This is a genomic window from Prevotella sp. oral taxon 317 str. F0108, from assembly GCF_000162415.1.
GTDB lineage: Bacteria > Bacteroidota > Bacteroidia > Bacteroidales > Bacteroidaceae > Prevotella > Prevotella conceptionensis.
This window is the reverse complement of record NZ_GG740072.1, coordinates 166,478-189,834: the sequence shown is the minus strand read 5'-3', so window position 1 is coordinate 189,834 and position 23,357 is coordinate 166,478. Positions and strand designations below refer to the sequence as shown.

Below are 23,357 nucleotides of genomic sequence, written 5' to 3'. Positions count from 1 at the left end.
GCGCGCGTACGCGCGAGAGAAACAAGCGAGTGAATAGGCAACAACGGTTTATCTTTTTACAGTGCAGCGGTTCAGCGCAGGCCTCACTTAATGTCTATCACATACGCAACCGTAAGCTCTGCCTGCCAGTTGTGGTTGGCGCATTCCACCCAGTTAAAGGTGTTGGTCTCGGTCTTGATGGTACTCCCCAAACTGTAATGAAAGCGCAAGTCGATGCAGATGCCCGAATGGAAGTCGTAGCCCACGCCTCCGCCAAGTGCAGCGTCGGGGCGTCCTTTTAGCTTACTTCGCATCACCCGTTCCGTCTCCTCTACGCTTGGGTACTTCCACTTCTTAAACTTTGCGTCCTCTTGGTTCCCTTTATAGCTTAGGTTTTCGGGCGAAAGGTTCGCTCCAAGGCGTCCACCCAGCGACACATGCCACGTGTTTCGCTCCTTGAAAGGATAGAGGTTGAAGTAGGCTGCCAAGCCCAGATGGTGGTAACGCGCGGAGAGCGTATAGTTCAGCTCGTCCCTATCATCGTACCTAACACGTGCCGTGCGGTTGTAATAAACGATGCCTGCCTCCACGCCCCACAGGTTTCCCTGCGGCTTATACAGAAAGAACAGCTCGGCGCATGGCACAAACAGCACGCGTTTCCGTAAAGAATAGTTGGAATAATAGTCCTCGCTCACCAATATCCGGTCGACGTTGGAATTGGAACTGATGCCTCCGCCAAGCCGCAGGCCTGCGTGGAAATTGGCGTCTTGTGCAGATAAGGGCTGACAAGCGCAACAAAGCAAAATCGCAACAAATATAATTGCTTTCATGGCTCAATGTGTTTTCGGGTATTGTTTATGTTTATGAGACAGATGTCTCTACGGCTACAAATATAGTAAAAGTAAAATAAGCAGCAAAGACTTTTTGGTACTTTTTTACAAATGTATGGCATATTTGTTTGTTGAAGTCGCCTTGGCGTTTCTCTCTTTCTTATCTTTTTCAGAATAATTGGTATAAATACGATATAACTTCATACCTTCCAATCTAGAAAGTGTCGCATCAAACCTATAAAGTACACCTCTGTATTAGACCATCCACACATAGGTTCTTTCAATTACAATTTCTGATTTTGCCACAAACAAATAGGACAGAATCACAAATTTTATTGTAATTTTGCCCAGTACTTCATACACGAGAGGAACATTTGTCTTGATTTTGCATCACAAAGACAATAAACTCCTCTCAATTTGTAGAAATATTAAAAATCAAGACTACTTCATTAACAATGTAATTATGAATTATATCGTACCAAAAATAACTAAATACTCAAATATCGATGAGTTGCTAAAGAACGAAAGTAAAACTCCGTCTTTATTTGACATAGAAAACTTTTTGTCAATTGATGATTTGTTGAGCGAAAACTTTGTCTGTATCGCAGGCGAACCAGGTGTGGGTAAAAGTAGGCTTATTTCTGAAATAAAGGCACGTCTTACAGAAAAGCCACTTTCTTTTTGTAATGCGTCCGAGTTTAAACCACAAGTAATTCCGTCAGATGTTGAATACTGCATTGTGGATGCCTTGGATGAAGTTGATGGAAGTGAATTCAATTATACACTACAACTTATAAAGCAATATAAGGAGGAACATCAGGATGTGAAAGTAATGTTCTCCTGTAGAAAACACTATGTTGTATCTTATGCAAGTTTTTTCTCTTCTTGTACTAAATTAGTTTTTGTAGAAGTAAATAGATTAGACGATCAAGAAGTAACAAATATTATTGATACATGTGCTGATGTCACGAAAGAAAATATAAATAGAAGTCCAAAATTAAGGAAGCTTCTATCAATACCTAGGTATTTGATGTTTCTACTGGAAAGTGAGAATCAAAGAGAGGGTATCTCAAATATTGGAGAACTATTTGAGTTTATTATTGACAAATCAGTAGATGAAGCTCTAACAACATATGACAAACCTGTTAGGAAAGACAACTTTAAGGCTCTTATTAAAAGGGTCATAGAAAAAATTGCTTTCATTATGGAAATAAGTCGTAAAGACAAAATTTCAAAAGACGACTTGTACACGATTATAGACGAGTTAAAGGGAAATATGGCACATATGCTTGTAGCCAATTTTGACCTTCTTTTCTTTGAAAGTCGTATATTGAAAGAAACAAATGGAATATTACAATTTGGAAATTCAGAGATACAAGAATATCTTGCAGCTAAGGAGCTTGGTAGACAAGAAAATATAGAAAGTGTGCTTTACGATGTCGCTGTGCAAAAGGAACTAAAGCATATTTATCCTAATTGGTATGATGTGATTCCTCATCTTTCATATTCGGAGGGCAGAAGTGATTCATTCGTTAATGTTTTTAAGCTCATTACATCCTATGAGTCACATCTTGAGAACGAAACTTTCGAATCGCTTCTAAGATATGTTAATCCATCTACTCTTGGAGTTCAGCAACGAAAAGAGTTGTTTTCAAATCTATTTGAACATTATCAGCGTGTACCGGCATACATTAAATGGAGAGGTCCTATTCAGAATTTAATACAAGAATGCTATACTTCTGGTTGTAATACTATATTAAAGATTTCTTCTGACCAGCTTAACAAGATACAATTAACCAATATTTATGCTATACTTGAAGGACTTGTTGAAAATAACAAACTCGATGAAAGTGTAATAAAACATTGGGAAGATGCTGCAAGAGCACTTATGGGAACTAAGGATAGTGAAATGCAACAGATTGCTTTAAATTTTTACTATGCACTTAAGGATGATGAGGAACTTAGAGAGTTAGCAAGTACTTTTAATAGCTTTACTGAGGATGTAAAGCAAAAGTATATAGAAGTAACTGGATATCGAAAAATTACAGACAAGTTAGTAATTGACTGTTGGTTGACTTATTGCGACAAAAGTAATCCTGAAGCAATAAATGTAGTTCTGTACATTGACGATCCTGAATCAATAATCTATGCATATAATAAGATTCTTTCGAAAGGAATTCGTGATTTCTTTAATCCCAAGGGATCTTTACTTGTTCTTTACGATTTTTATTTGAAAAAGCAGTTTGATGTTGTTTGGAAATTCAATCAAGATAGAAGAAACCTTATGACAAAAGTCATTGCATATTTTGTAAAAAATAGGAACTATTCTTCTCTAAAAGAAATCAATACTGTAGTTAAACAAATTTTACTGGAAGAAGAAACAGGGATGATATTTTTTAATTGCTTTGAGAAAGATATATGGGAACTAGAAGATCTATTTAGGACGTTTGACGCAGATCTGATCGATGCGGATTTATTATCTAAATTAGAAAAGTTATTGAATGATATAGATGCAGAAAAGTGGAACAAAGACAAAATTCTAATTTATCTTATAAACAAAATACGAAAGGACGAATCTAAGAAATGTACCATATCTGATTATATAAAACGTTACGAAAATACCTTTGAACAGTGGGATAAGAACTCAAACGAGATGAAGCAAGAGAGAGACTATGCCCCATCGCTATCAAAAGCATATCAGAGACTTTCAAAACAAGAAACATCTGAATACGATAAATATGAATTAGCTTTTGAACTTTCTAAAAGCATTGATTTTTTAAGCAAGCAAGATCATAAGCCTATTGTGGATGTTATCACTAACTTCTTTAACAAGATTGATTTAGATAAGCTTGCATTGAAAAGTAATGGAGAAAATTCTTATAGTTTATCAAAAGCATTGATTAAAATACCATATTATGTGAGAGTACTTCATCACTTATGTTACAGAGAACTTTTGGAAAAGTATAAGGATACATTAATAAAGACTCTTCCAATAGTATGTTGTACTATGAACTTTGATTCTCATGAAATAAAAGACATATATAAGTCTATTATAGGGAATATAAACCAAGACGAGAAGTCAGCAATTGTAAGGTGGTGGGAAGATCGGAAAGATGATTTCATGAATGTTAGCTCTGATGATATTTTTGCTTGCATTACCGACTACGGCTTTGATACTTTATCTTATAAGTTAGAGGAGTATATCGAAAAATATATAGAGGATAAGAGTCTTGGAAACAAAATAGCAGCTTCTCGTGCTTTGGATCTTATCTCAGAAGATTATTGTAAGTGGGATATAAATAAGTATAAAAAGCTGTTTGGTTGCCTTGAAGATGAAAGTATTGAAAGCGTTAAAATGCAGTGCAATGCTATCATGATAGAAAAATTTCAAGACCCAGAAGCGATAAACTGGAGGATAGAATATCTTAAAGCTAATGTCACCAAATCCTTTCACAACGAGACGGGACATGCTCGCTGTATCTCTAGGGAAGAATCTGAAATGATTAGTCCAAACCCATATATGTTTAGGTGTTTTATGAATATTAAAAATAATGATGACCTCATTAAACAAATGTTGGATTTGTTTGAATTTGGGTTACCATTATGTTTAAAACCCGAAACTCAGGAGTATTCAAGCTATCTTCTTAGACAGATATATTTATTCTTTGTGAATATCAACAACATCACTTATATTTCAGAATTACGAAAAAAAGTAGAGGCATTTAACGCGAAGAACATGAGTTATCTAGCTTACCTCATTATGAATAATGCCGAAAATATTTTCTTGAAAAATGAAACTATAACTATAAGCAAGGCTATTAAGCTGTATAATAAATGCATTGACGAGTCTTATCTGCAAATTCGGAATAATAGTGATTTAAGGCAATATTTCTCAAAGATTCAGTACGAAGTTCAGAAAGAGATTCAAGATCAAGGCGTATATGCTTTAGTGCGTCAGCAAAGTTTGAGCGAGGATTATATCCAGAGAGAATTGAAGAATACCATCATAAATAAGTGTTGCCTGATGGGGCTGGAAACCATTCAAGTTGATAGAGAAGTGGCTCTTCAGGATAATAAGCGCACAGACTTTCTTATTAGATACGGATTATGCGATCCCATCATGATTGAACTTAAATTACTTAATAATACAGAGATTAAAAACAAGAAAAAACGTCAGGAGTATAAAAACAAATTTGTTCAATACACTAACGCGACTAATGCGTGCTTATCTGTGTTTTGGGTATTTGATGTTCATAAGGGTGGGAAAATTAAAGATTTTAAAGACTTGAAGGAGGAATACAAGAATCTTGACAACACTCTGGTACTATTAACAGACTGTAGGTGCAGTAGCGGTATTGAAACAGGAATACCACAAGTTAAAAGTAACATTGGTAAGAAGAAAGCTTGTGGTAACACAACAAGACCCAAAAAGAAATAGAGTGATTAATGACAAGTTTTCAAACAACCCCATATAAGTTCAAAATTGAAACAACATCTTTTTCGCTAACCGTATGAGGCATAGAACGTTCATACAGCTAATCTGTAATCAGTCAACTGACCCCTTGGCAATTAATCAATCAGCAATTGCATCCTACTCCATACCAACGTAACCTTTTCAGCAAGATTTTTAACACTAAGAGTGCCTTCGTAGTCCACCAACTGCCCATCCGACCGCAAAAATTCGATTCTCGCGAAGGTTTGTTTTGATGCAAAAAGGGGGTGCATGTAAATGCAGGCAAGATGAATGTGCATTGCATAAAACCGCAACTTGCACCGGATTTTGGGCCATTTGCAGCAAAATGAAGTGCATTTTGGTGCTAAATACAGTGCAATATGCCGCTAAACGCAGTGCGTTTTGATGCTAAATGCAGTGCGTTTTGGTGCTAAACGCAAGGTAAAATGGTGCTAAATGCAATGCGTTTTGCTGCAAAATGCGAGGCAAAACGCATAAAAATTCACTGCAAAGAGGTGGGTAAAACTCCTTTAAACCATTAAAAACTTGGGGCAAAGTGGGCAAAAAGTGCTTTAAAAAGTGGGATTTTAGGGGCTAAAAGTAGGTAATTGGGGGTGAAAAAATTACGAGTTGGCAAGCAACTAGAAAGGCAAAATGGTGCAAAATGCAGGTTGTTTTCTTAAAAACAGACAAGCAGAAAGGTGCGTAAGACAGAGAATAGTAGGTATTTTCCTACTTTTCAACCACTATTTTCTCTAGAATGGAGAGTCAAGCAGAAGTCGTTTTGTAAAATATAAAGATACAAATTAACATCACATTAAGTAACCTTGCTGTTGCTTATACACTTCAATCCAAAAACAAAGTCACTATTTCAAACGCCCAAAATGCGAGTTATGCAAAAGAAACATAATGGTTTTGCACTCGTTTGTTGTCTCTTCGCCCAAACCCATTTACGCTATATTCCCCACCTCTGTATACTATACGCCCCACCCATTTATACCATACGCCCTACTCCTTTATACCACACGCCCCACCCATTTATACCACACGCCCTACTCCTTTATACCACACGCCCCACCCATTTATACCATACGCCCTACTCCTTTATACCACACGTCCTACTCCTTTATACCATACGCCCCACCCATTTATACCATACGCCCCACCCATTTATACCATACGCCCACCCTCTTTATACTAAAAAAATAATAAACAAGGCAGTAAAGGGGCGATAAGAACAATTATTTTTGTAATTTTGTAGATCGTGAAATGATGGTTGGCAAAAGGATGCCGATACCGCGTTGTTGCCCAAACAACGCCCTTGTGCAAATGGGGGCGGAGCGGTAAACAAGCACCCACACAAACGCCAACACCATAACAAAAGCACCTACCCCACAATGGACAGAACATTCCACCAACGCCTTTCGCCCGCATCAGTCTGCGGCATACTTGCCTTTGCACTGCTTGCGCTATACATGTTTTGGACGAAAAGCGCCCTGGTTGGATGTTTGCTGGCCGCCGTGGTGGTGCTAATGATAGAACGAGTTGTGCACACCACATACGTGTTTCGCCGCAACGACGGCGAAGAGGAAATGCTGTATATCGACAACGGACGTTTCTCAAAAACAAGACAGATACGCGTTAACGACATCGTTTCGTGCCGCAAGATGTCTACGGGATTCGGCCTTTCGCAATATGTGCTGCTGCAATGCGGACACAAACGGCTAGTGAGCGTGCAACCAGACAACGCCGATGCCTTTATCGACGAGATAAGGAAACGGCAAGCAACACCCGAATGATGAAATTAAAAAGCAAATACGCCCTCGTAGTTCTGTTGGCTTGGCTGATGGCCTTGCCTATGATGGGGCAAGTGGAAAAAGACGTTACTGACGACGATGACGAAACCGTGGCAGCGGCCGACACGCTGGCTACCGACTCGCTTTTAGCCGACACATTGGCCACCGACAGCCTGTTGCCGTGGCCCCAATCGGTGAGAGCACGCATAGACAGACTGGTACAAGCCGACATGCTGCGCACTTCGCAATTGGGATTGATGGTTTACGACCTCGATGCCGACTCGGCCATATACTGTTTTAACGAACGCCAAACCATGCGCCCCGCTTCAACGATGAAGGTTATAACGGCCATTACCGCCCTTGACAAGCTGGGCGGTTCGCACCAGTTCAAAACAGAGTTGTGCTATACAGGCACTATCGAGAACCGAACACTAACGGGTAACGTGTATTGCGTTGGGGGGATGGACCCGCGTTTCAACACCGACGACATGCACGCCTTTGTGGAAAGCCTGCAAAAGATGGGGGTAGACACCATTCGCGGCACGCTTTACGCCGACAAGTCGATGAAAACAACCGACCTATTGGGCAAAGGTTGGTGTTGGGACGACGACAATCCCGTGCTCTCGGCATTGGTCTACGCCCGCAAAGACGTGTTTATGGACCGTTTTATGCAAGAACTGCGCAAGGCAGGCATCGTGCTAGACGCCTTCACCGCCACAGGTCAACGCCCGCAAGACGCCACTTGCATCTGTACGCGCTTTCACACAATGGACCAAGTGCTTATGCGTATGATGAAAGAGAGCGACAACCTTTATGCCGAGGCCATGTTTTACCAGATTGCTGCCGCAACGGGAAACAAACCTGCCACGGCCAAAAACGCGGCACAAGTGGTGAAAAGGCTCATTGCCAAGTTAGGCCTCAATGCCGCCGCTTACAAGGTGGCCGATGGGTCGGGCCTATCGCTATACAACTATGTTTCGGCCGAACTGGAAGTAGCCATGTTGCGCTATGCCTTTCGCAATGCCAACATTTACCTGCACCTCTCGCCCTCGTTGCCCATCGCCGGCATAGACGGCACGCTGAAATCGCGCATGAAAGGGGTGTTTACTCGTGGCAACGTGCGTGCCAAGACGGGCAGCGTTACGGGCGTGTTCTCGCTGGCAGGCTATTGCACTGCCGCCAACGGACATCGCCTTTGCTTTGCCATCATCAACCAAGGCGTGATGCACGGCCGCAATGCACGTGCATTCCAAGACAAGGTTTGCACGGCCCTATGCCAACCCTAACCCCAAACATCACTGATAACCATGTTTTTAAAACCGACATATCAATGGAAACAATAAAAGATTACGTAGAACAGATTATCCGCCTGACAGGCGTTTCGGGCAACGCCGTACCCATTGTGCGCCACATTTTGTTGGTGCTGGTCACCATCTTGCTGGCTTGGGCGGCAGGCGCACTTTGCCGTAAGATACTTATCCCCGTGGTGCACCGCATCACCAGCAAGACAAAAGGCAATTGGGACGACATCCTTTTCAACGACAATGTGCTGATAACGGCAAGCCGAATTGTGCCAGCCATCGTGGTTTCGTGGCTCTTGCCCTTGGTTTTCTTCCAATATGCCTTGGTGCATACCGCCTTAGAGAAACTCACGGCCATATACATTGTGGTGATGTCGGTAAGGCTTTTCATCGCCTTTATCAACTCACTCACACAGCTTAAACTATCTTCCAGTCCGTCCGTTCGCCAATATATCCGCACATTTTGCGGCGTATTGAAAGTTATTGTTATCTTTATCGCCGTGATTGTGGTGGTTGCCATCCTCTTCAACAAGAACCCGCTGTCGCTCATTGCAGGTCTTGGAGCGACCTCGGCCATACTGATGCTGGTGTTTAAAGACACCATTGAGGGACTGGTTGCGGGCATTAGGCTTACCAGTAACGACATGGTGAGGAAGGGCGACTGGATAACGGTGCCTTCAACACCTGCTGACGGCGTTGTAGAAGACATCAGCCTGACAACCGTTAAAGTGCGAAACTTCGACAACACCACCGTTACCGTTCCACCATTGGCATTGGTAAGTGGCTCGTTCCAGAACTGGCGAAGCATGCAAAAGGGTGCAGGCCGCCGTGTACAACGTCTGCTGTACGTAGATTTCAGAAGCGTTAAGTTGGTAGACGATGCCCTTAAAAGCTCGCTGCTTTCAAACAAGCTGCTCACCGAAGAGCAGATGCAAGGCCAACAAGTAAACATCTCGCTCTTCCGCTTGTTCATCGAACAATATCTTACCAAGCGCGCCGAGGTAAACGAAGAGCAAACGTTGATGGTGAAACAGGTAGAGGCCACGCAATGCGGACTGCCCATAGAGTTCTATTTTTTCATTAAGAATGCACCCGACATTCACTACGAACACACGCTGGCCGACATCATGGAGCACATATATGCCTATACCCATGCCTTCGGACTAACCATCTACCAGCAATACCCCGAACAATAAATAAGTCTGTGAGGGTATGAGGTTGTGAGTTCATTAGCTCATGAGGTAGTGAGCTTATGGGTTCATGAGCTTGTGAGTTCGTGAGGTTATAAGCCGATGAAGTTATGGAGCTGCAAGTTTGAAAGGCGGCCCATTCACTGGCCAACCCCTACAAGTAACTTTAAACCCAACACGCAAAAGCTCGTCAACGCTCAGCTAAAAACAGCATACAACAAAACCTACAAACAGCACAATTCAACACCTCAGAAGTTTAAATCAAGCAAAATGGTGGTGAAGACAACCCTTCACCACCACCAAATATCAGCATTAAAACTAATATCAACCATAACGCTTATGAAGAAAACACTACTCGCGGCATTGCTATTGCTCGCCGCAAATGCTGCACAAGCACAGAAAACGGAGCAAGAAAAACAACTGCACGAGATGGACAGCACTGCTCGTATGCTCATTGCCGACGGCAAATTCGACAAGGCCATAGCGGCTTTCACAGACTACACCGCAAAGGTAAAGCACCTTCGTGGTGAGGCCGACACCATCTATATAGATGGTTTGGTGTTCCTGGGCAAGTCTTATTTCAGTGCCAAACGCCTGAGCAAGGCCGTAGAAACGGCTCAAAAGGTGGTAGACCTATACGGCAAACACTTCAACACCAAAGACAAACGGTATGCTTGGTACTTAGACAACCTTTCGCTATACCTATCGTCTAACGGACAATATAAGGAGGCTTTGGCCAACAGTAAGAAAGCTTTGAAAATATACGAAGGGCTTTATACCAACGATAGAGATATGGCTTTGATACTTATTCACGCCGCCGAGAACTCGTTTTACGCAGGCAATAAGGCCGATGCCATCAATTTTCAGTTGCGCGCATTGGCCATTTACAAAGATCTCTTTGGGCAACATGCCCAAGAATACACCGACGAAGCCGAGTATCTGGTTACCTATTACGAGGGGAATAACCAGGGAGACAAGGCCCAAAGCCTAAGCGAAGAGTTGGAAAAGCTAAAAGAAGAGGCCAAGAAAGGCTATGGCGACTTGCCTGAACTGCCGAAACTTGAAACAGCCGAAGACTGCCGCAAGCATACCAAAGATGTTGAAAGATGCTGCCAATACTACCTATCCCATCGGTTTACTGCCCGCGATATGGAAGATGCAGCTAGGTTTATCATGGCTTGGGCGGTGCCGTCAGACCAAGTTACGATACCAATGGGGAAGAACGAATCCCAACTTCTAGCCAAAAAGGAATCGAACCCTTACTTGTTTAGCTATTATGCAGGCTACATTCTTTATGCCTTAGAGAACAAGGAAACCAAAGAAACAGAGGACGGATACGAGGCTGCGATGGTGGCAACACTGAACCATTACATCAACAACAAAGACCTTACGGGACCTGTACCCGCACTCGAAAAGTACGTAAAGCTGTATAAGAAAGATAAAGACAAGATGTTTGCACTTATACGAAAGAACTTCCCAAAGACCGAAAAGGAGGACAAAGAGAAGGAGAAGTAGCCTTCTTTGCGCCATGCCCTGCTCATTATCGTTTTTGCTTAAAGCCCACATAGTGACCACAACTCATCCCTTTTCCACCGCCCTACTCCGTTGGTTTCAACGCCACGGCCGAAGTTTGCCGTGGCGCGAGACCAAAGATCCGTATGCCATTTGGCTTAGTGAGGTGATTTTACAGCAAACGAGAGTGAGCCAAGGCATGGCCTATTGGCAGCGATTTATGCGCAATTACCCCACGGTAAACGCTCTTGCCGCCGCCACCGAAGACGAAGTGTTGCGCCTTTGGCAAGGTTTGGGCTACTATTCGCGTGCCCGTAACCTGCACCAAGCGGCAAAACAGATTGCAGAATTGGGACATTTCCCCAACACCCACGAGGAAATCTCCAAGCTAAAAGGCGTTGGACCTTATACGTCGGCGGCCATTGCGTCCATCGCTTTCAACCTTCCTGTGGCGGTAGTAGATGGCAATGTGTATCGTGTTTTGGCGCGTTTCTTCGGCATCGACACGCCCATCAACTCCACCGAAGGCAAAAAACAGTTCGCCACCTTAGCCCAATCACTTTTGCCCCACCACGCTCCGGCACGCTACAACGAGGCCATCATGGACTTTGGGGCACTGCAATGCTTGCCCGTGAAGGGCGAAACAGGCAAGGTAAACGGGCACACAGTCGCGCCAAACGATACGCCAAGTTTCTGCAACAGCTGTCCGTTAAGTGGTCAATGCGTGGCTTTTGCGCAAGGTTTGGTGCGTTCGCTACCCGTAAAAACAAAGTCGCAAGCCCCCAAACAGCGCCGCATGGGCTACATATATATTAGGTGTGGGGGTGAAATTGCCATCCGAAAGCGGCCGGCGGGCGACATTTGGCAGGGCCTTTGGGAACCTTTGCTATACGAAGACGTAGTACTTTCAGGTGTACAAACACCCAAAACCTACAAGCGCGAGGGCACTAATAACCAGGAAAACTTCCCTTCGCCGCAGCTATTAGCGTGTATCGACCGCCTTTTTAAGGGCGAACAGGGCACCGAATCAACATCCATACCGCCCAACTCCCACCTACATTCCACCCTTTCACCCATAATCAAAGGGCCATATACATTCCGCCACATACTCACTCATCGCATCATCATGGCGCAATTTGCCGTTGTTGAAACAAGTGTTAGGCCCGATCTGCCGTCCGACTACATTTGGGTGAGCGAACAAGAACTGAACAAATACGCCATATCGCGCCTGTTCGAGCTGTTCTTAGAAAGGCTGAATAATGAAACGAAAGACAAGTGAAAAAGCCTATTAAGGGGAAAAGGCGGCTGCGCCCCTTAACTTATAAACCCATTCACTTACGAACTCGTAGAGTCGTAAACTGGTCTACTCGCCAACTTATCCACGCGTTTACTGGTCAACTTGTTTACTCACCACCCTGCCAACTCGCTTTGTTAAAACGCAAGAGAGCGGGTGTTTTCTCATTCTTTTTATGTAACTTTGCACGCGTTTCCAATCACAAGGGAACGCGTTTAACAACACCTTTACCAATACCAAAAGAGAATTATAGAGTGAAAACAAAAACAAACAAAAAAGAATTACAAAACAATGAACCAATACTACGCCACAAATAGGCGCAAACTCACCCCTGCTTTGCAGTGCGGACTTAACCACTACCGACAGGCTTTTGCGCTATTCGCACTTGCGTTTGCAACCCTATTGCCCATCCAAGCCAAACAGGTTACGGCCCGACAAGCTCTCGATATCGCGCGAAAATACGTCATGCCCAATCGCCAATCCATCGCATCGGCACAAACCCGAACTGGCAAACAACAGCCCATTGAGCCCTTCTACGTGTTCAACGACAAGCAAGGCAAGGGCTTTGTCGTGGTTTCGGGCGACGACGCTATGGGCGAAATACTTGCCTATGGGGATAACGGAACGCTCGATACGCTGAATGCCAACCCTGGCGTAAAGTTTCTTTTGCAAGCCTATCGCGAACATTTCGCACAGCTACAACAAGCACCCGCCACGGCGCAACCCGCCACAAGAGCGATGCCTACCTACAAAGCGGTTGCCCCATTGCTCACTTGTAAGTGGAATCAACTCGAACCTTACAACAAGAAAACGGGCTATCCTTACACCGGATGCGTGGCAACAGCCATCGCACAAGTAATGTATTACCACAAATGGCCCATACAAGGAAAGGGAGAAAACACCTATACTGTAAGACATTACAATCATGTAAAGCATGCCGATTTCAGCAAATCATACTACGACTGGGCCAACATGAAAGACGAATACACATATTACGACCCAGGCACCCAAAGGGAAAAAGACGCCGTTGCAAAGCTAATGAGCGACGTAGGAATAGCCACAAACATGCAATACACCCCCTACTTGAGCGGTGCGCAAAACGAATCGGCCGACAAAGCCCTGCGAGAAAACTTCGATTACACCACGGCCTTTGTGAGCCGTAGCGATGAAGGACTGCCTGCTTTCACAGACATCGTTCGCCAAGAGCTCATCAACGGTTTCCCCGTTTATCTCTCGGGCAGCCAAAAAGGTGGCGGAGGAGGGCACGCCTGGGTTACAGACGGCATCAATGAGCAAGGACTTTTCCACATGAACTTTGGCTGGGGCGGTCAGGGCGATGCGTATTTCTCGCTCTCAACGTTATCGGTTGCACAATCAGGAAACGAGTTTGGCGGAAAGCCCATGACGTTCAGCTACGGCTTAATCGCCATATTGGCTCACCCCAACAAGCCAAACACAAGGCCAATAGACCATGCATTGCTGGCAAGCACGCCCAAACTGAAGTTCAATATTGGGGGAAGTCTAAGGCTTCCCCAAGGAAGTGGCAAGACATTTGCCGTTGGCAACATGCCAGCCGTTGAGATGAACGAATTTAATAACTACGGAAAACCCTTCAAGGGCGACATCGGCGTGGGCATATTCGACATGAATGGCAAGCGGATAACCGTCTGTCCGTCGGACGATCACGCCACAGGTGGCTATACAAAACGCGTCTATGGGCAATATTCTAACGGGGAAATGGGGCGCGACTACACCAACCCGCAGACGGTGAAGATAAAGGTAGACCTCACGAAACTGGCCAATGGCTATTACCAACTGCTGCCCATGTGCGCCCCGCTAGAAAAAAACGGCCGCTGGGGAGAGTGGATACACATGCGACAAGCACCCCGAATGGTGATTGAGATAGGCAACGGCAAGGTGCGTATCGTGGAGGAAGACTCGATCAATGCAGGTTTCCAACTAACCGAACAGCCGTCTAAACTTTGGCTAAAACCAGGAAACGAAGAAACCATCCATGTCCCCATAAGGAACAAAGGCGGGCTGGGATTCGGCTATTATGCCAAGTTACAATTGTTCGACGCCAAGGGTAACGTGGCTTTTGAGACACAACGCACAAAGCCAATGGAGCTTGATGGTTTCCGTACAACATGGATGCCATTTAGTATAAACGTACCTAGTACCCTAAAAGAAGGCAAATACAGGATGAAGTTGTTGCTGATTAAGGAAACAAGTGCGGGCATCGACAACCCCGATGCCGAACGTTTCGATGTAGAAAAGCTATATGATAAGGAGGAAACCATCTTCACCGTAGCCTCGAAAGTAACCCATATCGCTGGCACAACCACTGCCAACTACACCCTAACCAACAACGACGGCCACTCGTTAACGGTGCGTGGCACTGGTCTACAACGCGTAAGACTGTTCGACATCAATGGCCGTTTACTTGGTAGTGCCGTTTCAACAGATGGAACAGAAGTAAGTATCTCGCTCGCCAACCTTGTTCCGGGCGTGTACCTCGTGCAAGTAATGGCCGACGGCCAAGTACATACGCACCGCCTTTTAAAACGATAACACACAAGGTTTGCCCCAAAGCAAATCGCTTATAAGATAAGGGTGTGCACCTGTTATGTAGGTGCACACCCTTTATCTATATGTGGATGAGTGGACGAGCTGACAAGTAAACGAGTTGACAAGTTGACGAGTAAACAAGCAGATGAGTTGACGGGTTAACAAGTTAACAACTGGACGAATGGGCAAGCTGACGAGTGAACGAGTTAAAAAGTAAACAAGTAGACGAGTTTACGAGCTAACAAGTGGACAAGGTTGCAAGCAAACAAGTTAAGAGGCGCAGCCATTTTTTCACCCTTTCACCCTTTCACCCTTTCACCTTTAAACGCCTCTCCTATTCCAACCCCATCTCCTTTTTCATGTTCTGAAACTCGTTCACAAAGTCGTGTTCCACCGAGAAGAAAGGCATCAGCAGCGACTTAAAGTAGTCTTCAACGGCAGGCATTTCAGGTGTTATCACCGCATGTCGCCGAAAATGCAGATGCATCACGTTCGCATCCGTGTCGATAGTGTAAACCACAACACATGCGGCATACATATTCACCTCATTAATAGTCCGCTGCAAACAGGCCACTTGGTCTATATCATCGAGGCTCGCCTCTGCCCAAGAAACGCGCATAATGTTAAAGTAACGTGTGCCGTGTATGGTCTGAATCCTAAAATCTTCGCCTTGAAAAGTAAAGTCGGCGAAGTTTTCCTCATCCCTTTCAAAGGGGCAACCCAACGCCTTGCATATCTCCTCAATCATTTCAAGGGTGCTCATTCCTACGTATTTGTTTTCCATTGTTATGTTCTTTCTATTAATCCTTATCGTCACAGCGTGTTCGTTATGCGCCTCCGCGTCGTTCTCATACGGTCTACCTTCTGTCTCTTTCCCCGTTTCTGGCCACTCAGTCAGTCGTCCAGCCATTTTAAAACAAGGCTCGGCCCTAGTGTACGAAAGCCACACCGCAGGAGGTTCGGTGGCAGATACTCCACGCTCCACCCCATGTTCGCCCTTATGTCTTAGCCGCCTGAGCCAAACATACGCGACAACCAAGATTATAATGTACAATAGTCTTTCCATCCGTTAGTGTGTTTACATGTTGCATGGCTTGTCAAAAGCATCTCCCAGTGGCAACGATTATTATACTGCAAATATACGAATTGTTTTTATTTACACCAATCAAAACCGCATTTATTATGCCCACATACAATAAAATAAACCGCTTTGCGTAGATACTTACATAGTTAGAACCAAGACACTTAGTAAAGATGACAGACAAAATCACGACCAATCCTGTAAGCTGGAAAAGGTTACTGATATTCTTTATCATAGCAACAGCAGTATCAAACCTATTTAGATTTGATGTTTTCAACATTCATCCAGCGATACAAAAGCTGCCAACATGGCTCTCCATCTTCGTATTCGCACTGCTTCACCCTAGTGGTGTACTTTTAGGCACCTTCATTGTTATGCCCTTTTTGAGGAAAGAACGAAGGGTAGAAATGTCATTATTCGGCACTTCCAAGCAGAAATCGCTATTGATGTGCGCCATCCCAATCGTACTACTTACCGCGATAGGCGTTAATAACGACTACAAACTTGAAAACCACATCTACGCGTTTGTCGCCATCATTGGCACCATAGTCTACTGCATCGAGGAAGAATATGGCTGGCGAGGGTATCTGCAAGAGGAACTGAAAGGCCTTAAACCCTGGGCGAAGTACTTAATAATTGGGTGCCTCTGGTACGTGTGGCATCTTTCATTCGTGCACGACAGGTCTATTGTACACAACCTTACCTTCTTATCTTTGCTTATTTTTGGCAGCTGGGGAATAGGCAAAATCGCCGAAACAACAAAGTCTGTATTAGCCTCCGCCTGTTTCCACCTTATCGTACAGATAATGATGCTCAATTCATTATTCAGACATAGCCCAGATAAGACCACCAAATTTGTTATCTTTGTGGTTTGTGTTGGTGCGTGGTTCATGATATTTTTCAAGTGGAACAAAACGCGCAGCACCAGCAACTAAACCGATATACGCTCATTTTACAAACCATACGTTTATAGTACAATGCAATATTGGGGCAACGTACTTCAACAAGTTTAAAACATAGAAACTTATGCTATCAGAAAAAAATCAAAACCTTTTGTAAGGAGAAAGGCTGGTGGAATGATGACTATACGGTAGAGTATGCCGATGCGCTAAGGACACTGAACATAGACCTAACCACGGATTTTGCAACATTCTTCTTGCATGTAGAAGACAGTCCCACCTTTTATGGCAGACATCAAGAACTTTATCAAATATGTTGGTTCGCAATAAATACAAATTACGAGCTTGCCATTACTTTTGCCCACAACGCACTTGAATTGCCCAACGAGTACATTCCACTCGACAGTTTTGAGGGAGAAGGCGGCTTTTTCTACAATCGTTCAACAGGAGAGGTTTTAGAAATTGAACTTGGACAAAAGCTTATCGACTTTCAAAAGGGAGAATTACAACCCCAATGGCACGACTTTAACTCATTCGCAGAGTGGTTTTTCGAAATTCCCTAAATGCCTATCGGGGGATAAAATGCCAGCCATCTGCGTACTACTAAGGCTCAAATGGCTGGTTTTTCTATAAATAAACAAGATTGTAACCAACAAACACACGAACTTAACAACCCATATAACTAATAAACTTGCAAACCTAATAACTCAACAACCCATAAACTTACAACCTGAAAGACTCACAAACTCAACAGCCAAAAGCAGTACGAATATTTTACAAAACACATCCTATTCACCACCCCCTTCTAGCGAAAATAAGGGTGTTTAATCGGGCTTTTTGACGCATTTTGCAAGCTTACAGGCTTCGCTTCTAGTCCATTTTTGAGAAAATCAGCCGCATTTTGCACCATTTAGCCTTTCTAGTTTGGTTGCCAGCTCATTATTTTTTGCGCCCAATTACTCGCTTTTAGCCCCGAAAAACCCACTTTTTAACGACTATTTTGCCCTTTTTAGCCATGCTCTTAGTGGTTCTAAGGGGTTGTATTTATACCATTGCAATGTATTTTTATGCTTTTCGCCCTACATTTAGCACCATTTTGCCTTGCGTTTAGCACCAAAACGCACTGCATTTAGCACCAAAACGCACCGCATTTAGCACCAAAACGCACTGTATTTAGCACCAAAACGCACAATATTTAGCACCAAATCGCCCCAAAACTGGTGCAAATGGTGGCCTTTTAAAATAAATATTCATTTTGCCGCATGCACAAACTAACCCCATTTTGCATCAAAACAAACCTCCGCGAGAATCGATTTTTTGCGGCAAGGCGGACGATTGGTGGCCAAAAAGGGCACTCATAATGTTAAAATTTATACTGAAAAGAAGACAATTGCTGATAAGTTTTCTACGTAACCCATCTACTTGACATCCTACCCCAATCGTTATTTAAATTAAATAACTATGAGAAAAGTGCATAATTATTTTTGTGTTTTCCTGTTTTTAAATTAACTTTGCGGTCAATATAACTAAAAATTACAGAGATTTTGCATTTAGATAATAAAATATTTTCTAATAAGGCGCAAGTAAACACTAAACGACTAACAATTTCGACGGTGTTGATTGTCCTATTTACAGCATATACTATGGCGCAGAATTCTAACCCTATCCAACGCTTGGTGGGCTTTCCCACAGAAGAGCAAGGTTTCGATAAAGGCGTATCGGCCTGCTATTGTGGCGTTATTAACGGCTACTTATACATTGCAGGAGGTTGTAACTTCCCCGACAAGCCTGTGGCAGAGGGTGGCAAAAAGCGGTTTTACAAGGCCATTTATGCCGCCAAACTAAATGCCGAGGGCAACCGCCTAGAATGGAAAACCGTTGGACAGATGCCCCAACCTGCGGCCTACGGCGTGAGCGTTACTTACGAAAACTCGCTGATTTTCGTAGGCGGCAACAACGAAACTGGCGGTATTACCACCGCCATTCGCTTGCGCCCCACTGCCACGGGCATGCAACAAGAGGCCTTACCCAGCCTACCCCACGCCTTAGACAACACGGCTGGCGCGGTGGTTGGCCACATATTATATGTGGTGGGGGGCAATTGCGAGGGTGTTGCCACACAAAAAGTGTGGTCGTTAGACCTAAAAAACACGGCGAAAGAAGGCTGGAAAGAAGAGCCATCCATACCAGGGATAGCCCGTGTTCAGCCTATTGCCGCTGCCTTAGCGGGCGACTTGCTGGGCGTTTGGGGTGGTTTCGCACCCAAAACAGACAGTAAGGCGGCGCAGTTGGCCATGAATGGTGCAAGCTACAACGCAGGTTGCGGCACATGGACTGCACTACCCGTACCCACAGATGCCCTTTGCGAAGAAGTGTTCACGGGTGGAGCAACGGCCATTGCCACGCCACAGAAAGGCGTTGTGGTGGTTGGCGGCGTTAACAAAGACGTGTTTCTGGCAGCCATCAACAAGTTGCCCGAAGGCTATTTGCTGCACGAACCCGAATGGTATCGCTTTAACAGCAGGGTGTTGTGTTATCGCGACGGGACTTGGACACAGCTGCTTCAACATCCTTCTGTGGCCCGCGCTGGTTGCGCCCTTGCCTATTGGGATGGCTGGGTGTACGTTGTTGGCGGCGAATTGAAACCAGGTATTCGTACACCAGAGATAGTTAGGTTTCGTGTAGACTAGGCAACGGGCTTGCCGAAGGGTCTAGAATGGCTTTCGGTTCATGCCTTGGGCAGCACGAAGTTTGCCAACAAGCGGACAGCGGAGGGCTAACGGCGAGCCTTGGCATACCCAAACCTGCCTATATTTAAATAAGGAGTACTCACTACAAAGACGATTTACGCGTGCACGTGCAGGGCTGACATCCCCAACGGCGCACAACAATTAAACAAAACAACAAAAAATGAAAGCGAATAAAAACTACCCTTGGATTGTGGTTGGGCTGTTATGGGTGGTGGCCCTGCTCAACTATATGGACCGCCAGATGCTCTCCACGATGCAAGGAGCGATAAAGGCCGACATCGAAGAATTGAACACGGCCGAGGTTTTCGGTGCATTAATGGCCGTTTTCATGTGGGTGTATGGCTGTTTCAGCCCCTTTGCAGGCGTTATAGCCGACAAGCTTAGCCGCAAGTGGCTTGTGGTGGGCAGTCTTTTCGTATGGTCGGCCGTTACGCTTTCAATGGGTTTCGCCACCAATTTCGAAACGCTTTACGTTCTTCGCGCCCTTATGGGTGTTAGCGAAGCCCTTTACATACCCTCTGCCCTAGCACTTATCACCGATTGGCACACAGGCAAATCGCGTTCGTTAGCCATCGGCGTGCACATGACGGGCTTATACGTGGGACAAGGCTTAGGCGGCTTTGGCGCCAACTTAGCCCATCATTTCTCATGGCACCAAACCTTTTTCGCCCTCGGTTTGATTGGCGTTCTATATTCGTTGTTGTTGATGTTCTTGCTCCACGAAAACCCCGAATGCAGCGTAAAGAGTCGCAACACGGTGGCACCAGGCGAAAAGCGCGAGAGCGTTTGGCGCGGGCTGAGCGTGGTGCTAAGCAACTGGGCTTTTTGGATTATCCTCTTCTATTTCGCAGTTCCTAGTCTTCCAGGTTGGGCAACGAAGAACTGGCTACCCACGCTTTTCTCCGAAAACCTGTCGCTAGACATGACGGCAGCCGGCCCAATGTCTACCATCACCATCTCCGTTTCGTCGTTCATCGGCGTTATTTTCGGCGGAATACTCTCCGACAGGTGGGCTCAACGCAACGTCCGTGGCCGCATTTACACCAGTGCCATCGGCCTAAGTCTCACCATTCCCTCGTTATTGCTGCTGGGTTTTGGCCACAGCGTGGTGGGTGTAGTGGGCGCAGGATTGCTCTTCGGCATTGGTTTTGGCATTTTCGATGCCAACAACATGCCCATCCTTTGCCAGTTTGTGTCGGCCAAATACCGCGCAACAGCCTATGGAATCATGAACATGACGGGCGTTTTTGCTGGTGCAGCCGTTACGCAAGTGTTGGGTTCGTGGAGCGATGGCGGCAATCTGGGCTTAGGTTTCGCCCTGCTTGGCGGCATCGTGGCTTTGGCCCTTATCCTGCAACTCACGTTCTTGCGCCCGCAAACAGATAATATGCCGTAAGGTGTTGGTTTTTGAGTTTATAAGTTTTTGAGCTTTCGGGTTCTATTATGTTTTACTTTCTTAGTCTTTTCGGCTACATTCACCCACTAGATGTTTACGAAGTTATAACTAGGAACACCCAACTCACAAACTCAATAACTCACGAACTTAAATAAAACTCACAATATAATGGAAAAGATTATAGGACTGATTGATGCGCCGTTTACGCCATTTCATGCCAACGGCGAAGTAAATCTCGAACCCATCGAACGCTATGCACAGATGTTACAGCACAACGGATTGAAGGGCGTATTCATCAACGGCTCGTCGGGCGAGGGCTATATGCTCACCACCGAAGAGCGCATGCAATTGGCCGAACGTTGGGTTAGCGTTGCTCCCGCAGGCTTTAAAGTCATCGTACACGTTGGCAGCTGCTGCCTTAAAGAAAGCGTTGCCTTGGCACGCCACGCCGAAAAGATTGGCGCATGGGGCGTAGGAGCAATGGCACCGCCATTCCCAAAGATTGGTCGCGTAGAGGAATTGGTAGACTATTGCGCCGCCATTGCCGAGGCTGCGCCTTCGCTTCCTTTCTATTACTATCATATACCCGCCTTCAACGGTGCTTTCTTGCCCATGATAGACTTGCTGAAAGCCGTAGATGGGCGCATACCTAACTTTGCCGGCATTAAGTATACCTACGAAAGCTTGTACGAATACAACCAATGCCGACTGTATAAGGACGGGAAGTACGATATGCTGCACGGACAAGACGAAACCATTTTGCCTTCTTTGGCACAAGGCGGAGCAAAAGGCGGTATCGGCGGAACAACCAATTATAACGGTCGCGAGCTAGTGGGCATCATCGACGCATGGAACCGTGGCGACTTGGAAACGGCTCGCGAAAAGCAAAACTTCTCGCAAGCGGTTATCAATGTGATATGTCATTTCCGCGGAAACATCGTTGGCGGAAAGCGTATCATGAAGTTCCTTGGGTTCGACCTTGGGCCTAACCGCACGCCCTTCCGCAACATGACCGACGAAGAAGAGGCACAAATGCGTAGAGAATTAGAAGAGATTGGATTCTTTGAAAGGTGCAACGTGTGCAAATAAATAAAGGAAAAAGCACTAACAAGCAAATGGATACAAAACAATATCTGCAACAATGGGCGCAACGTTATAAAGACGATTTGGTGAACAACGTGATGCCGTTTTGGATGAAATATGGATTGGACCGCCAAAATGGCGGCGTATATACCTGCGTAGACCGCGACGGAACGCTCATGGACACCACTAAAAGCGTTTGGTTTCAAGGTCGTTTCGGCTTTATTGCCGCTGCTGCGTACAACAATATCGAACAAAACCCAGAATGGCTTGCAGCCTCTAAGAGTTGCATCGACTTCATTATCGACCATTGCACCGCACCCGACGGGCGCATGTACTTTGAGGTGACGGCCGAGGGAACGCCACTTCGCATGCGGCGTTACCTCTTTTCGGAGTGTTTCGCCATCATTGCCATGGCCGAATATGCCATTGCATCTGGCGATAAAAGCTACGCCCAGCGCGCACTCGACCTTTTCAAGCTGGTGCAACGCTATGCCTACACGCCCGGCTTACTGCCTGCCAAGTATCTGCCTAACGTGCAATGCCAGGGCCATTCGCTCACGATGATACTCATCAACACGGCATCGCGACTGCGTATGGCCATCGACGACCCCACTCTGACAGAGCAAATCGACACTTCGTTGCATGCCATTAAGAACTATTTCATGCACCCCGAATACAAGGCATTGCTTGAAACAGTAGGCCCTAACGGCGAGTTTATCGACACCATCAATGGCCGAACCATCAACCCCGGCCACTGCATAGAGACGGCTTGGTTTGTTTTGGAAGAGTCGCGCCACCGCAATTGGGATGCAGACTTAAAGCAAATGGGCCTCGAAATACTGGATTGGTCGTGGGATTGGGGCTGGGACGAGCCCTATGGAGGTATCATCAACTTCCGCGACTGTAAGGGATTGCCCTCGCAAGACTATGCGCAAGACATGAAATTCTGGTGGCCGCAAACCGAAACCGTTATCGCCATGCTGTACGCTTACTTGGCTACGGGCGACGAAAAGTACTTGGAACGCCACAAACTAATTAACGATTGGACCTACAAACACTTGCCCGACCCAGAGTTTGGCGAGTGGTATGGCTACCTGCATCGCGATGGCACGGTGGCTCAACCAGCCAAAGGCAACCTGTTTAAAGGTCCGTTCCACATTCCGCGCATGCTCATCAACTCGTTCTTACTGTGCAACGAAATTCTCAAAACGAAATTCTAACGCCA

Annotated in this window: 15 protein-coding genes; 13 read left to right on the top strand and 2 right to left on the bottom strand. The window is 45.2% G+C overall.

Annotation, left to right across the window (positions count from 1 at the left end; all coding sequences use genetic code 11):
• Positions 1 to 83: 83 nt before the first annotated feature.
• On the bottom strand, positions 84 to 809 hold the full coding sequence (locus tag HMPREF0670_RS00635) for a porin family protein (RefSeq protein WP_009229234.1): 726 nt from the start codon (positions 807 to 809) through the stop codon (positions 84 to 86).
• Positions 810 to 1,272: 463 nt separating this feature from the next.
• On the opposite strand from HMPREF0670_RS00635, the gene HMPREF0670_RS00630 reads away from it, so the two are divergent.
• The 7 genes from HMPREF0670_RS00630 to HMPREF0670_RS00595 all read left to right on the top strand — a co-directional run bounded on the left by HMPREF0670_RS00630 (position 1,273) and on the right by HMPREF0670_RS00595 (position 14,926).
• Positions 1,273 to 5,247, top strand: a complete 3,975-nt coding sequence (locus HMPREF0670_RS00630; RefSeq protein ID WP_009229233.1) for an NACHT domain-containing protein — start codon at positions 1,273 to 1,275, stop codon at positions 5,245 to 5,247.
• Between the two features lie 1,412 nt (positions 5,248 to 6,659).
• Positions 6,660 to 7,061 (top strand): PH domain-containing protein, encoded by a 402-nt coding sequence (locus HMPREF0670_RS00620; RefSeq protein ID WP_009229232.1) that lies wholly within the window; start codon positions 6,660 to 6,662, stop codon positions 7,059 to 7,061.
• A complete protein-coding gene (gene dacB, locus HMPREF0670_RS00615; RefSeq protein ID WP_083786766.1) occupies positions 7,058 to 8,344 on the top strand; it encodes a D-alanyl-D-alanine carboxypeptidase/D-alanyl-D-alanine-endopeptidase in 1,287 nt (428 codons plus the stop codon). The genes HMPREF0670_RS00620 and dacB overlap by 4 nt, the downstream gene beginning before the upstream one ends.
• A 44-nt stretch (positions 8,345 to 8,388) precedes the next feature.
• Complete coding sequence (locus HMPREF0670_RS00610) at positions 8,389 to 9,555, top strand: mechanosensitive ion channel family protein (protein WP_009229230.1); 1,167 nt, start codon at positions 8,389 to 8,391, stop codon at positions 9,553 to 9,555.
• 333 nt (positions 9,556 to 9,888) lie between these two features.
• Positions 9,889 to 11,064, top strand: a complete 1,176-nt coding sequence (locus HMPREF0670_RS00605; protein ID WP_044077536.1) for a tetratricopeptide repeat protein — start codon at positions 9,889 to 9,891, stop codon at positions 11,062 to 11,064.
• Positions 11,065 to 11,077: 13 nt separating this feature from the next.
• Complete coding sequence (locus tag HMPREF0670_RS00600) at positions 11,078 to 12,340, top strand: A/G-specific adenine glycosylase (protein ID WP_044077535.1); 1,263 nt, start codon at positions 11,078 to 11,080, stop codon at positions 12,338 to 12,340.
• A gap of 306 nt (positions 12,341 to 12,646) precedes the next feature.
• On the top strand, positions 12,647 to 14,926 hold the full coding sequence (locus HMPREF0670_RS00595) for a thiol protease/hemagglutinin PrtT (RefSeq protein WP_232213828.1): 2,280 nt from the start codon (positions 12,647 to 12,649) through the stop codon (positions 14,924 to 14,926).
• Positions 14,927 to 15,257: 331 nt separating this feature from the next.
• On the opposite strand, the gene HMPREF0670_RS00590 is transcribed toward HMPREF0670_RS00595, so the two are convergent.
• The gene (locus tag HMPREF0670_RS00590) at positions 15,258 to 15,989 is read right to left on the bottom strand and encodes a hypothetical protein (protein WP_044077534.1); all 732 of its coding nucleotides are present in this window, start codon (positions 15,987 to 15,989) and stop codon (positions 15,258 to 15,260) included.
• A gap of 188 nt (positions 15,990 to 16,177) precedes the next feature.
• Between HMPREF0670_RS00590 and HMPREF0670_RS00585 the strand changes: the two genes are divergently transcribed.
• The 6 genes from HMPREF0670_RS00585 (at position 16,178) to HMPREF0670_RS00560 (ending at position 23,352) form a co-directional block, all read left to right on the top strand.
• Complete coding sequence (locus HMPREF0670_RS00585) at positions 16,178 to 16,939, top strand: CPBP family intramembrane glutamic endopeptidase (protein WP_009229225.1); 762 nt, start codon at positions 16,178 to 16,180, stop codon at positions 16,937 to 16,939.
• Between the two features lie 50 nt (positions 16,940 to 16,989).
• The gene (locus HMPREF0670_RS00580; RefSeq protein ID WP_009229224.1) at positions 16,990 to 17,466 is read left to right on the top strand and encodes a hypothetical protein; all 477 of its coding nucleotides are present in this window, start codon (positions 16,990 to 16,992) and stop codon (positions 17,464 to 17,466) included.
• 1,080 nt (positions 17,467 to 18,546) lie between these two features.
• Positions 18,547 to 19,593 carry a cyclically-permuted mutarotase family protein gene (locus HMPREF0670_RS00575; RefSeq protein WP_157579494.1) on the top strand — a complete coding sequence of 349 codons (1,047 nt, stop codon included), beginning with the start codon at positions 18,547 to 18,549 and terminating at the stop codon, positions 19,591 to 19,593.
• Positions 19,594 to 19,813: 220 nt separating this feature from the next.
• Positions 19,814 to 21,049, top strand: a complete 1,236-nt coding sequence (locus tag HMPREF0670_RS00570) for an MFS transporter (RefSeq protein ID WP_009229222.1) — start codon at positions 19,814 to 19,816, stop codon at positions 21,047 to 21,049.
• A gap of 168 nt (positions 21,050 to 21,217) precedes the next feature.
• Positions 21,218 to 22,138 (top strand): dihydrodipicolinate synthase family protein, encoded by a 921-nt coding sequence (locus HMPREF0670_RS00565; RefSeq protein WP_009229221.1) that lies wholly within the window; start codon positions 21,218 to 21,220, stop codon positions 22,136 to 22,138.
• A 26-nt stretch (positions 22,139 to 22,164) separates the two neighbouring features.
• Positions 22,165 to 23,352 (top strand): AGE family epimerase/isomerase, encoded by a 1,188-nt coding sequence (locus HMPREF0670_RS00560; protein ID WP_009229220.1) that lies wholly within the window; start codon positions 22,165 to 22,167, stop codon positions 23,350 to 23,352.
• Positions 23,353 to 23,357 lie beyond the last annotated feature (5 nt).

Excerpts from the sequence above, each read along its gene's own strand:
- HMPREF0670_RS00635 (WP_009229234.1), bottom strand. The coding sequence starts at position 809 with ATGAAAGCAATTATATTTGTTGCGATTTTGCTTTGTTGCGCTTGTCAG.
- HMPREF0670_RS00630 (WP_009229233.1), top strand. The coding sequence starts at position 1,273 with ATGAATTATATCGTACCAAAAATAACTAAATACTCAAATATCGATGAG.
- HMPREF0670_RS00620 (WP_009229232.1), top strand. The coding sequence starts at position 6,660 with ATGGACAGAACATTCCACCAACGCCTTTCGCCCGCATCAGTCTGCGGC.
- dacB (WP_083786766.1), top strand. The coding sequence starts at position 7,058 with ATGATGAAATTAAAAAGCAAATACGCCCTCGTAGTTCTGTTGGCTTGG.
- HMPREF0670_RS00610 (WP_009229230.1), top strand. The coding sequence starts at position 8,389 with ATGGAAACAATAAAAGATTACGTAGAACAGATTATCCGCCTGACAGGC.
- HMPREF0670_RS00605 (WP_044077536.1), top strand. The coding sequence starts at position 9,889 with ATGAAGAAAACACTACTCGCGGCATTGCTATTGCTCGCCGCAAATGCT.
- HMPREF0670_RS00600 (WP_044077535.1), top strand. The coding sequence starts at position 11,078 with ATGCCCTGCTCATTATCGTTTTTGCTTAAAGCCCACATAGTGACCACA.
- HMPREF0670_RS00595 (WP_232213828.1), top strand. The coding sequence starts at position 12,647 with ATGAACCAATACTACGCCACAAATAGGCGCAAACTCACCCCTGCTTTG.
- HMPREF0670_RS00590 (WP_044077534.1), bottom strand. The coding sequence starts at position 15,989 with ATGGAAAGACTATTGTACATTATAATCTTGGTTGTCGCGTATGTTTGG.
- HMPREF0670_RS00585 (WP_009229225.1), top strand. The coding sequence starts at position 16,178 with ATGACAGACAAAATCACGACCAATCCTGTAAGCTGGAAAAGGTTACTG.
- HMPREF0670_RS00575 (WP_157579494.1), top strand. The coding sequence starts at position 18,547 with ATGGCGCAGAATTCTAACCCTATCCAACGCTTGGTGGGCTTTCCCACA.
- HMPREF0670_RS00570 (WP_009229222.1), top strand. The coding sequence starts at position 19,814 with ATGAAAGCGAATAAAAACTACCCTTGGATTGTGGTTGGGCTGTTATGG.
- HMPREF0670_RS00565 (WP_009229221.1), top strand. The coding sequence starts at position 21,218 with ATGGAAAAGATTATAGGACTGATTGATGCGCCGTTTACGCCATTTCAT.
- HMPREF0670_RS00560 (WP_009229220.1), top strand. The coding sequence starts at position 22,165 with ATGGATACAAAACAATATCTGCAACAATGGGCGCAACGTTATAAAGAC.